The sequence below is a fragment of the Teichococcus coralli genome, assembly GCF_009829925.1.
GTDB lineage: Bacteria > Pseudomonadota > Alphaproteobacteria > Acetobacterales > Acetobacteraceae > Pseudoroseomonas > Pseudoroseomonas coralli.
The window spans coordinates 258,827-273,096 of sequence record NZ_SNVJ01000004.1 but is presented as its reverse complement, the minus strand read 5'-3'; the positions used below and the strand labels follow the sequence as shown (position 1 = coordinate 273,096).

12 protein-coding genes are annotated in these 14,270 nt (G+C 70.1%); 3 read left to right on the top strand and 9 right to left on the bottom strand.

From position 1 onward, the window contains the following. Positions 1–125: 125 nt before the first annotated feature. Positions 126–1,820 (top strand): alpha-glucan family phosphorylase, encoded by a 1,695-nt coding sequence (glgP, locus tag E0493_RS06910; protein ID WP_202396961.1) that lies wholly within the window; start codon positions 126–128, stop codon positions 1,818–1,820. Positions 1,821–2,011: 191 nt separating this feature from the next. Here the strand turns inward: glgP and E0493_RS06905 are convergent, their stop codons facing one another. From E0493_RS06905 to E0493_RS06895, 3 genes are all read right to left on the bottom strand, one after another. Next, entirely contained in the window at positions 2,012–2,590 is a 579-nt protein-coding gene (locus E0493_RS06905) for an NADPH-dependent FMN reductase (protein WP_160936188.1), read from the bottom strand. A 132-nt stretch (positions 2,591–2,722) separates the two neighbouring features. Next, positions 2,723–4,060 (bottom strand): LLM class flavin-dependent oxidoreductase, encoded by a 1,338-nt coding sequence (locus tag E0493_RS06900; RefSeq protein ID WP_160936187.1) that lies wholly within the window; start codon positions 4,058–4,060, stop codon positions 2,723–2,725. A gap of 42 nt (positions 4,061–4,102) precedes the next feature. Then, positions 4,103–4,849, bottom strand: a complete 747-nt coding sequence (locus E0493_RS06895) for a maleate cis-trans isomerase family protein (RefSeq protein WP_160936186.1) — start codon at positions 4,847–4,849, stop codon at positions 4,103–4,105. A gap of 213 nt (positions 4,850–5,062) precedes the next feature. Here E0493_RS06895 and E0493_RS06890 point away from each other — a divergent pair, with 213 nt between their 5' ends. After that, the gene (locus tag E0493_RS06890; RefSeq protein WP_160936185.1) at positions 5,063–6,238 is read left to right on the top strand and encodes a serine hydrolase domain-containing protein; all 1,176 of its coding nucleotides are present in this window, start codon (positions 5,063–5,065) and stop codon (positions 6,236–6,238) included. A 16-nt stretch (positions 6,239–6,254) separates the two neighbouring features. Here E0493_RS06890 and E0493_RS06885 read toward each other — a convergent pair whose 3' ends face one another. From E0493_RS06885 to E0493_RS06860, 6 genes are all read right to left on the bottom strand, one after another. Further along, the gene (locus E0493_RS06885) at positions 6,255–6,992 is read right to left on the bottom strand and encodes an ABC transporter ATP-binding protein (RefSeq protein ID WP_160936184.1); all 738 of its coding nucleotides are present in this window, start codon (positions 6,990–6,992) and stop codon (positions 6,255–6,257) included. Then, complete coding sequence (locus E0493_RS06880) at positions 6,973–8,787, bottom strand: branched-chain amino acid ABC transporter ATP-binding protein/permease (protein WP_202396959.1); 1,815 nt, start codon at positions 8,785–8,787, stop codon at positions 6,973–6,975. Before E0493_RS06880 ends, E0493_RS06885 begins: the two co-directional genes overlap by 20 nt. A gap of 1 nt (position 8,788) precedes the next feature. Then, on the bottom strand, positions 8,789–9,646 hold the full coding sequence (locus E0493_RS06875) for a branched-chain amino acid ABC transporter permease (RefSeq protein ID WP_160936183.1): 858 nt from the start codon (positions 9,644–9,646) through the stop codon (positions 8,789–8,791). Between the two features lie 15 nt (positions 9,647–9,661). Further along, positions 9,662–10,852, bottom strand: coding sequence for an ABC transporter substrate-binding protein (locus E0493_RS06870; RefSeq protein ID WP_160936182.1), 1,191 nt, complete (start codon positions 10,850–10,852; stop codon positions 9,662–9,664). Positions 10,853–10,918: 66 nt separating this feature from the next. Beyond that, complete coding sequence (locus E0493_RS06865; protein ID WP_160936181.1) at positions 10,919–11,998, bottom strand: mandelate racemase/muconate lactonizing enzyme family protein; 1,080 nt, start codon at positions 11,996–11,998, stop codon at positions 10,919–10,921. Then, positions 11,995–13,110, bottom strand: a complete 1,116-nt coding sequence (locus E0493_RS06860) for a mandelate racemase/muconate lactonizing enzyme family protein (protein WP_160936180.1) — start codon at positions 13,108–13,110, stop codon at positions 11,995–11,997. The genes E0493_RS06865 and E0493_RS06860 overlap by 4 nt, the downstream gene beginning before the upstream one ends. Positions 13,111–13,247: 137 nt before the next feature. Between E0493_RS06860 and E0493_RS06855 the strand changes: the two genes are divergently transcribed. Further along, positions 13,248–14,174, top strand: coding sequence for a LysR family transcriptional regulator (locus E0493_RS06855; protein WP_160936179.1), 927 nt, complete (start codon positions 13,248–13,250; stop codon positions 14,172–14,174). Positions 14,175–14,270 lie beyond the last annotated feature (96 nt).

The window sequence follows — 14,270 nt, the reverse complement described above, 5'->3', positions numbered from 1 at the left end:
CAGGCCTCGCCGAAGAGCCTCCCAGTGATGTGACCACGCTTTCCATCATCCCCCAAGCCGATGATAGCGTGCGCCTGCCACGACGGTCTTTACTCGTGCCGACACCCCGCTGACGGAGGTCGCCCGTGACGTCCCTCGATCGCTTCCTGCCGCACACCTGCATTGCCTATCTCTCCATGGAAATCGCGCTGGAGCCGGGGATACCGACCTATTCGGGCGGCCTTGGCGTACTGGCGGGCGACACGGTGCGCTCCTGCGCTGACCTGGAACTGCCGATGGTGTTTGTCACGCTGGTCAGCCGGAAAGGCTACCTGCGCCAGAGCATCGCTCCCGACGGCAGCCAGCAGGAATCCATCGATCCCTGGAACCCGGCCGATCATGCGGAGCCACTCGACGCCGCGGTTGCCGTGCGCATCGAGGGACGGCCGGTCTGGATCCTGCCCTGGCTTTACATGCATGCCTGCCCGCATGGCGGCTGCGCGCCGGTCATCCTGCTCGACACGCATCTGGAGGTGAACGACCCCGCCGACCGCGGCATCACCGATCGCCTCTACGGGGAAGGCGCGGACCTGCGCCTGAAGCAGGAGATCGTGCTCGGCATCGGCGGCGAGCGCATCCTGCGCGCCCTGGGCTTCGAGATCACCACCTGGCATCTCAACGAGGGTCATGCGGCGCTGCTTCCCCTTTCACTGCTGCGGCGCCATCCGCTCGGCAAGGACGAGCCGGCCGCCACCACCTTGCGCTACGACGCGGAACCGGTGCGCGAACGCTGCGTCTTCACCACCCACACGCCGGTGGAGGCGGGGCACGACCGCTTCTCCTACGACCTGGTCCAGCGGATGATGGGCGACTTCTTCGAGATCGGCCAGCTCAGGCACATCGCCGGCGCGGAGGAGCTGAACATGACGCGCCTCGCGCTGAACCTCAGCGGCTGGGTGAACGGCGTGGCCACGCGGCATGCGGAAACCGCGCAGCGCATGTTCCCGGGCTACCATATCCATGCCGTCACCAACGGCGTGCACGTGCCGACCTGGACGCATCCCGCCTTCGCCGCGCTGTTCCAGACGGTGTCGCCGGAATGGGCGCACGACCCTGGCGCCCTGCGCGGCGCCGACCATCTGGCGGACGAGGCGGTCTGGACGGCGCACAGGCAGGCCAAGGGCGAGCTGCTGGCGGAAGTGCAGCACCGCTGCAGCACCGCGCTCGACCCCGACCTGCCGGTGATCGTCTTCGCGCGGCGCATGACCGGCTACAAGCGCGCCGACCTGCTGTTCTCAGACCTGGCGCAGCTCCGGCGCGTCGCGCGCGAGTTCCCCTTCCAGGTGGTGATGGCGGGCAAGGCGCATCCGCGCGACGAAGGCGGCAAGGCGCTGATCCGCCAGGTGCACGAGCACGCGCGCGAGCTGGCCGACACTCTGCCCGTGGTTTTCCTGCCGAACTACGAGATGGGGCTGGCGAAGAAGATGGTGGCCGGCGCCGACATCTGGCTGAACACGCCCCTGCCGCCGATGGAAGCCTCGGGCACCAGCGGCATGAAGGCGGCGCTGAACGGCGTGCCGCATCTCAGCGTGCTCGACGGCTGGTGGGCGGAAGCCTGCGAGGAAGGCGCCAACGGATGGGCCATCGGCAGCGACGGCGGGCCGCCCGCGCAGCACGCCGGAGAGCTCTACGACAAGCTCTGGAGCACCGTCCTCCCCCTTTGGCACCACGACCGGGCAGGCTGGATCGCGCTGATGAAGCAGGTGATCTCACGTACCGGTTCCCGCTTCCACAGCCAGCGCATGATGCGGCGCTACGCGGCGGAAGCGTACCTGCGTTGAAAGCCCTCGGAAGCAGGTTCCCCGGCCATTTTTTCCGGCCGGTTCCGCTCGTTCTTCCGAAAGGCCATTCCCGCCGTCAGCTTCGCCGGGGCTGAGGCAGCTCCGGGGCGGCCCGGCTCCGCCACCCCGGAGCAGGGGCAGAAAACAGGAAGGGAGAGGTCCAAAGGGAGCATCCCCCCTTTGGACCGTCCTCAGGTTTCCTGGCGGATCGCCGAAGCGTTGCGTGCGATGTTGCGCAGCAGGTCGTCAATGCCTGCCTTCAGGAAGGTGAGCGTCGCCTCGTCCACCAGCCGCCCGTCGCGGATCTTCTCGTGAACGGAGGCAACAACCGCCTGCGGCCGCAGCACCAGCTGGGCCGCGACCGCGACCAGCACCTCATTGAGCTGCGCCTGCGCGCGCGCGCCGCCAGTGAAGGCGGGCGAGGCCGTCAGCGTCAGCACCGGCTTGCCGGTGATCGTCGCCTTGCCATAGGGCCGCGAGGCCCAGTCGAGCGCGTTCTTGAGCACGCCGGGCATGCCGTAATTGTATTCCGGCGAGGCGATCACCAGACCGTCCGCCTCGCCGATGGCGCGGCGCAGCGCGGCGACGCCTTCGGGCGGGGTGGCGTTGTCCAGGTCGCCGTCATAGGGCGGCACCGCATTCAGCGTGAACACGGTCAGGGTGGCGCGGTCCGCAACAGCCTCGGCGAGGCTGTGCAGGATCGCGGTGTTGAAGGAAGCCTTCCGGAGGCTGCCGGAAATGCCGAGCAAGCGTGGCTTGGGATCTGGCATAAGCGGGTCCCGCTGCTGTGGAGAAGCCGGTCCTGGCATCTCGCCCGGCCGCGAGGCTTTGATCGCATCCCCTCCAGGCAGTGGCAAGCCTCCCGGCCAGCGCGAGGGCGCACCTGTCCGTGCATGGCGGTCCTAGTCGGCCGCGGCGCCCTGCGCGGCGACATGGCGGTTGGGCGGCCGCCGCAGGCCAAGATGCGCGCGCAGGGTGCGCCCTTCGTAGCGGCTCCGCATCAGCCCGCGCCGCTGCAGTTCCGGCACCACCTTCCCGACGAAGGAGGCGAGCCCGCCCGGCATCAGGCTGAAGGTCAGCATGAAGCCGTCGCAGGCGCCGCCGGAGAACCATTCCTCCAGGCGGTCGGCCACCTGCATGGGGGTGCCGCGCAGCGTCTGCCGCCCCCGCTCGTAACGGAGGTAGAGCTGGCGCAATGTCAGCTTCTCCACGCGGGCCAGATGCACGATGTGGTCGAAGAAGGCCTTGTGATGGTTGGCGTCCTTCGGGATGCGCTCCTCCGGGATGGGTTCGTCGAGCGGCAGGTCGGACAGGTCTGTCTCCAGATCCATGCCGAGATACATGCGGCCAACATCGGGATGGATGAGATGCTGCAACGTCCGGTGCAGATCCTCCGCCTCCTGCGCGCTGTCGGCGACCAGCAGCGGCATGCCGGCCAGCACCTTGAGATCATCCGGCTGGCGGCCGTATTTCGCCATGCGCTCCTTGAGGTCGCGGTAGAAGGCGCGGCTGCCCTCCAGCGTGCTCTCGGAGGAAAAGACCACCTCCGCCGTCTCGGCCGCCAGTTCCCGCCCGGCCTCCGAGGCACCGGCCTGGATGATCACCGGCTGCCCCTGTGGTGTACGCTCGATGTTCAGCGCGCCATGAACGCGGAAATGCTTGCCTTCGTGATGGACCGGGTGCTGCTTGGCGGGGTCGAAGAACAGGCCGGCCTCACGGTCGCGGACGAAGGCGTCATCCTCCCATGTGTCCCATAGCGCCTGCACAAGCCGGACGAACTCGCGCGCCCGCGCATAGCGTTCGCCATGCGGAGGCAGGCGCTCAAGGCCGAAATTGCGCGCGGCGAAATCATTGGCCGAGGTAACGACGTTCCAGGCGGCGCGCCCATGGCTGATGTGGTCGAGCGAGGCGAACTGCCGTGCGATGTTGTAGGGCTCGCTGAAGCTGGTGCTGGCGGTGCCGCCGAGGCCGATATGCCGCGTGCTGCCGGCCAGCGCGGAGAGCAGCGTGAGCGGCTCCAGCACGTTCATGTAAAGTGGCATGCGGCTGAAGCCGGCAAGGTTGCTGGTGCGCGCCGCCGGCGTATCGGCAATGAAGAAGAGGTCGAACAATCCGCGCTCGGCGAGCGCGGCCGTCTCCCGATGCCATTCGATGCTGGTGGAGGCGTCCGCCTGTGTTTCCGGGTGGAGCCAGGAGGCGATGTGCGATCCCGTGGCGCCTACCAGGACGGCAAGCGCCATTCGCCGATCTCCTGTCATTCCGGAACTCCCGCCAACGGATGCTCAGCTGCGGCTGGCCTGCGCCGGGATGGAGAAGAGCGAACCCCAGCGCTTCATCGGCGCCGTGTCGGCGCCGACGAGGTGCAGGGCCTTCCACAGCACGGTCGCGATCGTGTCATAGATCGGCAGCCCGATCTCCTGCTCCAGCGGTGCCACCTGCAATGCCCCGCGCAGGTTGGTGCAGACCACGGCGACCGCCTGCGGCCGCGCGCCGGCGACTTCCCGCACCATGCCCTGCACCGTCGGCTCCTCCACTCCGGCGAAGCTGAAGTTCTCCTGCAGGCCGAGATGCCTCTCCGCCACGCAGTCCACGCCAATCCCCGCATAATTGGCGACGATCTTTGCCTGCAGGTCGTCGCGGTAGGGCGTCACCAGGCCCATCCGTGTCACCCCGGTGCCTGCCAGGATCTCGTTGAGCGCAAGCATCGAAGTGGTGGCGGGAATGCCCGTGGCCTCGGTGATGCGGCGGCACAGGCGCGTATCGGCCTCGAAGCCGAGCCAGCCGCCGGAGGTGCCGCTCCAGCCGATCACGTCCACCCGCGCATCGGCCAGCAGCTCGGCGGCCCGCAGGATGGCGCTGTCGTCGAACTGCGCCAGGGCGGCGGGGGAGAGCGCGATCTCCGTCACGCGGAAGCGCGCGAAGTGCGCGGAAACGCCGGGCAGGACGGCGAGCATCGCCTGCGTCAGCGGCTCCAGCACGGTGTTGGAAGACGGCGTCAGGATGCCCAGGCGAATGCGACGCTCACTCATTCCGGCCGCTCCTTGATGGGGCGACGGTCCCCCTGCCCTCCAGGCCCGGGGAACCGCCGCCCGATGATCGTGAGGTCCGCGCAGCGTGGCATGAGGCCGACCCGCGCGCCAGCCCCGCCCGCCACGAACGGCTGCGCCGCCGCCATCGTCAGCCCTTGCTCTCCGGGATAGGATGCGCGCCGACGACGATCTGGAGCTGAGGGGGAGCAGGCCATGAGCCTTGCCGCGCGGTGCGACGCGGTGTTGTGCGACGCCATTAAGGAAGGCCTGGTGCCAGGCGTGGTGGCGATGGCGGCCGGGCCGCAGGACCTCCTTTATCGCGGCGTCGCCGGGTTGCGTTACGCCGGCGCAGGCCTGCCGATGCAGGAGGATACGGTGTTCCGGATCGCCTCCCTGACCAAGGCGGTCACGTCCATCGCGGCGTTGCAACTGGTCGAGCGCGGCGTGCTCACGCTGGAAGCGCCGCTGGCTGGCCTCCTGCCCGGCCTGGGCCGGCTTCAGGTGCTGGAAGGCTTCGGCACGGATGGCGCGCCCCGGCTGCGTCCACCCGCCCGGCCGGTGACGCTGCGCCACCTGCTGACCCACACCGCAGGCCTCGGCTACGACATGTGGAACGCGGAGATCCTGCGCCACCAGGAGGCGACCGGCCATCCCTCCACCCGCACGGCGCGCAAGGACGCGCTGATGGCGCCGTTGCTCTTCGACCCCGGCGAGCGCTGGAACTACAGCATCGCCACCGACTGGGCGGGGCTGGTGGTGGAGGCCGCCAGCGGGATGGATCTGGAGGACTATATCCAGCAGCACATCCTTGGCCCGCTCGGAATGCGCGACAGCGGCTTTCTGCTGCCGCCGGAACGGCAGGCGCGGCTGGCGGCGCTGCACCGGCGCGAGGAAGGGGGCGGCTGGGCCGTGCAGCCCACCAATCCCACCGCCGCGCCGCCCGAGTTCCACCGCGGCGGCGGCGCGATGTACGCCACCGCGCCGGACTACCTCACCTTCCTGCGGATGCTGCTGGCCGGCGGCACATGGGGCGAGGCCCGCATCCTCGCCCCGCAAAGCATGGCGCTGGTGGCGCACAACCAGATCGGCGCACTGCCGGTCACGCCGATGCGCAGCGCCATCCCCGCCCTCACCTGCGACGTGGACCTCTTTCCCGGCACGCCGCTGCGCTGGAGCCTGGCCTTCCTGGTCAACGAGGCGGATGTGCCGGGGCGGCGCCGCGCCGGCAGCTTCGGCTGGGCCGGCCTGACCAACTGCTATGGCTGGGTGGACCCGACACGCCAACTGGCCGCCATCGTGATGATGCAGTTCCACCCCTTCGCCGATCCCGCGGCACTGCGCGTGCTGGAAGGGTTCGAACGGGCGCTCTACGAAAGGTCAGGGGAATGACTTCCCCTGACCCTTTCTACTTCGCCGGCTCCATGCCGAAGTAGGCAGCCTCCAGCTTCCGCGCCAGGCCTTCCGTGCCGGTCGGCGCCGCCAGCGCCACCTTTCCCTGCACCAGTGCGTAGACGCGGTCAGAGACGGCCAGGGCCTTCTCGATCAACTGCTCGACCAGCAGCACCGAGACGCCGCGCTGGCGCAGGGCGGCAACCACGGAAAGCACCCGGTCCACCAGCACAGGCGAAAGGCCGGCCGAAGGCTCATCCAGCATCAGCAGCTTGGGGCGGCGCACCAGCCCCTGCGCCACGGCGAGCATCTGCTGCTGCCCGCCGCTCAAGGCCCCGCCGCGCTCGTGCCGCTTGGCGGCGATCTCCGGGAAGAACTCCAGCGCCTCCTCGACGTACTGGTTCCGCTCGGCGCGCGGCAGGCCGTATCCGGCGAGCAGCAGGTTGTCGAGCACCGTCACCTGCGTGAAGACGCGGTGCCCCTCGATGACATGCACCAGGCCCGCCGCCGCCGTCTCGCGCGGCCCGGCGCCGGCCATGTCGCGGCCGCCGAAGCGGATGCTGCCCGCCTCATGTGGCAGCAGGCCGGAGATGGCGGAGAGAAGCGTCGTCTTGCCGGCACCGTTGGGCCCCAGCAGCGCGACGACCTCGCCGGTGCGCACCACCAGCTCCACACCGTGCAGAACGCGGATGCGCCCATAGCCCGCATGCAGGTCCTGCACCGAGAGGATCGCCTCAGGCTCCGAGATAGGCACTGATCACCTCCTTATGCGCGCGGACCTCGGCCGGCCTGCCCTCAGCCAGCACGCGCCCGAGGTTGAGCACCGTGACATGGCCGCAGATGTCGAAGATCAGGTCGGCATGGTGCTCCACCAGCAGCACGCCGGTGCCATGCGCGCTGATCTCGCGGATGAGCTGGCCCAGGCGGCGGATCTCCTCGGCTGAAAGGCCCGCCGCCGGCTCATCGAGCAGCAGATAGGCGGGACGCAGCATCAGCGCGCGGGCGATCTCGACAAAGCGCAGCTCGCTGTGCTGCAGGCGGTCGGCGCGGAATCCGGCCAGCGCCTCCAGCCCGACGGCCTGCAAGGCAAGGCGGGCATCGGCCTCGAGCCGCGCCTCGTCGGCCGCCTGGCGCGGCAGCCAGAGCATCGCCTCGGCGAAGGTCGCATGGCCGGCGACGGTGCCGCCGATCATCACGTTCTGCAGCACGGTCGCCTCGCCGATGATGCGCGGCGTCTGGAAGGTGCGGGCGATGCCCTGCCCGGCGCGGCTTTCCGGCCGCCCCATCGCCAGGGGTGCCTCCCCCAGTGCCAGGCTTCCCTGCTGCGGCTGGTAATAGCCGGAGATGACGTTCAGCGTCGTCGTCTTGCCGCTGCCGTTCGGGCCGATCAGACCGTGCACCTCGCCCGGGCGCAGCACCAGGTCCAACCCGTCAATCGCGCGCAACCCGCCGAAATGCAGCGCGATGCCGCGCAGCCGCAGCGGCGGCGCGGCTGGCCGCTGGCCGAGCAGGGCGCCGAGTGCGGCCGGGCGCGGCAGGATGGCGCGGTCCGCCGGCAGGCGCCGCCGCCGCCCCATGTCGATCAGCGCCGCGATGCCGCCGGGAACGGCCAGCACGATGGCCAGCAGCATGACGGCATAGAGCAGCGTGGACCAGGCGGCGAGCGGCGCGGCGATCTCGGGCAGGAGCGTCAGCAGCACCGTGCCCAGCAGCGGACCCAGCACCGAGCCGCGGCCGCCGATCAGCACGGCGATGAAGAACAGCAGGGACAGTTCGAAGGTGAAGGCCTCGGGCGTGATGTAGGTCTGCAGGCCGGCAAAGAGCCCGCCCGCCACCGCCGCCATGGCGCCGGCGAAGAGAAAGACGCAGGCCAGCAGGGCCGGCTTCGAGATGCCCGCCGCCTCCGCCGCCACCTCGGCGTCACGGATGGCGATCAGCGCGCGTCCGAAGCGGCTGCGCCCGACATTGCCCGCCAGCAGGGTGGCGATCACGGCGAAGCCGAGGCAAAGATAGTAGAAGCCCCAGGCGTTGTCGAACGGCGCCGGAAAGTATGGACCGGAGATGCCGATGCCACCGCCTGTGACCTCCTGCCAGGCCAACGCCACCTGCGTCACGATGGTGGCGAAGCCGAGCGTGGTCATCGCGAAATAGAAGGTGCGCAGGCGGAGCGCTGGCAGGCCGACCACCAGTCCTGCCACCGCGCCGACCGCGGCCGCGCAGGCCAGTGCCAGGAAGGGTGGCATCTCCGGCAGCACGTTGCCGGCCGCCAGCACGCTGGTGGTGTAGGCACCAAGCGTCAGCAGCGCGACATAGCCGATGGCAAGCTGTCCGGCGAAGCCGACGATCAGGTTCAGCCCTGCCACCAGAACCCAGTAGATCGCCGCGCGCGTTGCGATCAGCGCCCAGTACTCGTTGCCCGTCAAGGGCAGGGCGATGGCGAGTGCCAGCAGCAGCAGGAAGGGCAGCAGGCCGCCCGGCAGCAGCGGCTTTCGCCGGGTGGCGGGGACGGCGCCGGGCATGGCCGCGGCGCCGTGGTCTGCGCTGGCCATCTCAGACCCTCCGGCTGGCGGTGGCGCCGAACAGGCCCTGCGGCGCCGCCAGCAGCACGATGATGAACAGGGTGAAGACGGCAACCGAGGAGAAGATGCCGCCCACCGTGAAGTTGGCCGCCTGCTGGAACAGCCCCAGTGCCAGGCCGCCGATCACGGCGCCGCGGTTGTTGCCAAGGCCGCCCAGCGCCACCGGGATGAAGCCGTAGAAGTTCAGCAGCGGCCCGTTGGCGAAGAAGGCGAGCAGCAGCTGCCCGCCGGCGAAGCCCGCCAGCGCGCCGATCGCGCCGGCCAGCGCGTAGCTGCCGATGCGCAGGTTGCGCTCCGGCAGGCCGAGCGCGCGGGCGGCGTAGTTGTCCTCCGCCACGGCGATGAAGGCATGGCCGAGCAGGGTGCGGCGGTAGAGATACTCCAGCCCGCCGATGGTGATGGCGCAGGCCACCACCGGCAGCCAGTACTTCTCGTGCCAGACCCCCTCGCCGAGGCCGAGCAGGCGCGGAAACGGCGCCGGCTCGGTGCCCCATTCGATGGCGGTGGTCTGCTGGATGATCAGCGCCACCGCCAGCGTGGTCAGCACATAGAGGTGCTGCTCCAGGCTTCTCAGCACCGGCCGCACCGCGACGAACTCGGTGACAACGCCGACCAGCGCGGCGGCCAGCAACGTCAACGGCAGCGCGACGACCAGCGGCAGCCCCCATCGCAGCATCAGCAGCGAGCCGAACACGCCGCCCAGCATGCCGAGCTGCCCGGCGGTGAAGCTCATCACCCGCGAGGTGGCGAACATGGTGTTGTAGGTGATGCCGATGAGCGCGTAGACCGCGCCCATCGCCAGGCCCGTTGCAAGGATGGAGGCCAGCATGGCGCCGCGCCCGCCTCAGCCGTAGCCCGGCGCGAGGGCGAAGGTGCCGTTGCGGGCCGAGCTGGCCTCGGACATCACCACCTCCTCGGTCGGGTAGCCGTTGTGCTCGGTCGGCGAGTAGGTATAGGTGCCGAAATATCCGGGATAGTTCTTCAGCGAGTTCCAGTAGCCGATGATGTCAGCGTTGGCGGAGGAGCCGGTGTTCTTCACCGCATCGGCGATGAGCTGCACGGCGTCATAGCCACCGGCCACCCACCAGAGCAGCGTATCGTCCAGCGAGACCTTGCCTTTCAGCCGGTCCACCAGCTCCTGCGTATGCGCGGGCAGCTTGCCCTGCTCGTCATAGCTGCAGCTGCGGTAGCCGATGGCATAGACCTTCTTCCAGTTCTCCGGCTTTGTCACCAGGCTGGCGATCTCGCCCGAGGCCATCGAGGGATGGCCGACAAAGGGCACGTCCCAGCCCATGCTGGCGCGGGTGTTGAACAGCCGCGCATCCATGCCGGTCGAGGTGCTCCAGACCACGATGGCCTCGGCGCCGGCGTTGCGCGCGCGCAGCATGTCCGGCGTCATGTCGGGCTGGGTGTAGTCGATGTTGGCCTCATAGACGACCTCGGCGCCGTCCTTGCGCAGGCCGGCAGCGGAGGCCTTGGCGGCGGTGACGCCATAGCCTGTGGTGTCGCCGATCACCGCGACCTTCTTCGCCTTCAGCACGTTGAGGCAGTAGCCACGCACCGCGTCGTCCCACTGGGTGTTCGACGGCGCCAGGCGGAAGGCGTTGGGATAGCGCTTCTCGTCGATCAGGCTGTCCACCACGCAGGGATGGATGTTCGGCATCTTGGCGCGCGCCATGATCGCCGTCACCGCGAGGGATTCACCGGAATTGGTCGGCCCCCAGACCGCGTGCGTCTTGATCTGGCTGATCATCTCCTGCGTCGCGTTGACGCATTTCGTCGGATCGCCCTGGGTGTCGCGGGTGATGATGTCGATCTTGCGCCCCTTCACCCCGCCCGCGGCGTTGATGGCGTTGGCGGCGAACTCGACGCCGCGGTTGAAGCCGACCGCCGGCGCCGAGCTGGGCCCGGTCATGGCGGCCAGCCAGCCGATGCGGATGGGTTCGTTCTGCGCCAGCGCCGGGCGGGCGAGGCCGAGCGGAAGGCTGGCGGCGGCGGCGGCGCCGAGGCCGAGCTGGCGGCGGGTCAGGGTCATGGATGGTTCCTCCGTTATGGCGTCATGTCCGGTGGCTGGCCCGTCTTGCCGCGGGCGCGCGCCGCCTCAGCGGTCGAGATGGGCGATGGCGTCCACGTCGAAGGTGAAGCCCCAGCCCGGCCGCTCGGGCGGCAGGGCGCAGCCCTCCGCGAATTCCAGCCGCTCGCGGTAGAGGCGCGAGAACCAGGGCATGTATTCGAGGAAGGTGGCGTTGCTCAGCGCGCCGAGCAGCGAGAGGCTGGTCTCCGGGAAGAGGTGGCTGGAGACGGGAATGTCGTGGCTCTCGGCCAGGTGGCCGACGCGCATGAACTCGCTGACGCCGCCGACGCGCTGCAGGTCGGGCATCAGGATGTCGGCGGCGCGCAGGCCGATCATCTGGCGGAAGCCGTAGCGGGTGTATTCCGTCTCGCCGCTGGCAATCGGCGTGTCGAGCGCCGCGGCCACGCGCGCCAACCCCTCGATGTCCCAGGCCGGCAGCGGCTCCTCGAACCAGGTGAGGTCATATTCCTCCAGGCCGCGCCCGAGGCGGATGGCCTCGTTCTCCGTCAGGCCCTGGTTGGCGTCGGCCATCAGGCGGATCTTCGGGCCAATGGCGCGGCGCACGGCGGCGACGCGCGCCAGGTCCTCCGCCGCGCCGAGGCCGAGGCGCATCTTCATCGCGGTGAAGCCCTGCGCGGCGAAGGATTCCGCCTCGGCCACCAGCTCGGCGGTGGAGCGCGAAAGCCAGAGCCCGCCGCTGTGATAGGCGGGCACCCGGTCCTGCGCGCCGCCGAGCATGCGCCAGAGCGGCATGTTCGCGGCCTTGCCCAGCGCGTCCCACAGCGCGCCGTCGATGGCGGAGATGCCCATCACGGGCACCCCCTTGTGGCCGAGGAAGTTGTTGTCCTTCCAGGCGCGCGCCCAGAAGCGGCCGATCTGGCCGGCATCCTGGCCGATGGCGAGCTCACCCAGCTCCTCCACCATCTGCCGCAGCACCGCGGTGCGGCGGTTGTTCAGGGTGAAGACGATGTTCTCGCCGGTGATGCCGTCCGAGGTGCGCAGCGTGACCAGCACGCAGCCGAAGCCGCCGATCTGGCCCAGCGCGCTGCCGATCGGCGGGTCGAGCGGCAGGTGGACGACGCGGGTGGAAAGGCTTTCGACCTTCATGCCTTCAGCTCCTGCCGGTTCGGCGCGCCGCGGCCGTAGCGGGCGAGCACCTCGGGATCGGGGTCGCAGCCCAGGCCCGGCCCCGGCGGCAGGCGCACCATGCCGCCCTCGGCGCGGACCCAGGGGTCGAAGGGGTTGGCCTCCATGTCGAGCCAGAGGATCTCGATCAGCGGCTTCTCGACCAGCGCGGCGGCGATCTGCATGGTGGCGATCAGGCCGGGGCCGAAATAGGGGCTGTGCGGCGCCACCTCGATCCCCGCCGCCTGGCAGAGATGGATGGTGCGCACCATCTCGGCCACCCCGCCGATCTTGGTGACGCTGGGCTGCGCGATGTCGATGGCGCCGGCCTCGATCAGCCGCCGGAAGCCGTGCAGCCCGGCCACGTTCTCCCCCGCCGAGAGCGGAATGCCGATCTCGCGCAGGCTGGCCAGGCCGGTGGTGTCCTCCGGCGGCCAGACCGGCTCCTCCAGCCAGCGCAGCCCCTCGCCCGCCAGCGCGCGCGCCATGGCCCGCGCCTCGACCGGCGACCAGGCGCAGTTCACGTCCAGCATGATCTCGGCGCCGGGCGCGGCGCGGGCGGCGGCCCGCACCGCCTCGACGGTGGTCTCGTGCAGCTTGAGGGAGCGGTAGCCGCGCGCCGCCGCCTCGGCGCAGTTGCGGGCCACCAGCTCGGGGTCGCCGTAGTTCAGCAGGCTGGCATAGGCCGGCATCGGGCCGGGGTCGCGCCCGCCGAGCAGGCGGTGCAGCGGCTGCCCGGCACGCTTGCCCGCGAGGTCCCACAACGCGATCTCGATGCCGGAGAAGCCATAGACGAAGGGGCCGTTGCGCCCGAGCAGGTGCACCGCGTGCGGGATCCTGCGCCACAGGCCCTCGATGTCGGTCGCGTCACGCCCGAGCAGCAGCGGCGCCAGCACGCTGTCGATGGCGGCGCGGGTCGCGGGGATGGCGACATGGCCGAAGGCCTCGCCCCAGCCGACCAGCCCATCCTCCGTCTCGACGCGCACGAGCAGGATGTCGAGGTGGTCCCAGACCTGCCCGGCGAAGCTGGAATACGGCCCGCCCATGGTGAAGGGCAACGACACGACCACGGTTTCGATGGCGGTGATCTGCAAGCACAGTCCTCCCGGCGGCGCCCTTCCGGTTGGTTCCGGCCTACGGGGACATGCGGCACCGCGCTTCCAAGGGAAGGCTAGGCTCCGGGAAAGATAACTTCAATTGCGTGCCGCTTAAGACATCATAAGATCACCTTATGGCATTCAGCTTCCGGCAGCTTGAGGTGGTTCGGGCGGTCAGTCGTCACGGCTCGGTCACCATGGCCGCCATGGCGCTCGGCATCTCGCAGCCCGCCGTCAGCATGATGCTGCGCGAATGCAGCGCGCAGGCGGGCTTCCCGCTGTTCCGCCGGCAGCAGGGCCGCCTGCAGCCCACCGCCGAGACCGGCGCGCTGCTGACCGACCTGGAACGCGTCTTCGAAGGCGTCGAGCGCATCAACCGCCTGATCGAGGAGATGCGCGACATCAGCGTCGGCTCCGTGCGTGTCGCGGTGACGCCGGCGCTGACGGAAGGCCTGCTGCCCCGCGCCGTGGCGCGGCTGCTGCACAGCCGTCCTGGCATCCAGGTCGCCATCGACAGCCTGGACATCCTCGGCGTGACGGAGATGGTGACGCAGGAGCGCGTGGACTTCGGGCTGGTCCTGGCGCCGATTGGCCATGCCGATGCGCGGCTGCTGCCGCTCTATGGCGGAACCCTGGTGGCGGTGGTGGCGCCGGACCATCCGCTGGCCGGGCGGCCGCACGTCACCCCGGCCGACCTCGCCCCCCATCCCCTGATCTCCTTCAGCCGGGTGCATCCGCTGGGCGAGCTGATCGAGGGCTGCTTCCAGGCGGCGGGCGTGAAGCGCCGCATCGCCATCGAGGTGAACCAGTCCTCGGTCGCCTGTGCCATGGTGCGTGCCGGCGCGGGCGTCGCGGTGATCGACCCTTTCCTGCTCAGCGAGCCGCGCGGCCACGGCGTGGCCTGCCTGCCGCTCCGGCCGGGGGTGCCGGTGAATGCCCTGGCGCTGGTGCCGCGGCAAAGGCGGCTTTCCCGGCCGGCGCAACTCCTTCTGGCCTCGCTTCGCCGCCTGGCGGCAGGGCGCCGCGATGCGCCGGGCAGCATGGGCGACGGCCGGGGATAAGGCCGCCGCGCCAGCAACCGGCGCGCCTTGCGGCGGCCGGCTTCTCCAACCTCGGGCGGATGGCGCGGCACGGGCCGGTCCTTCCGCCCGCGGGAC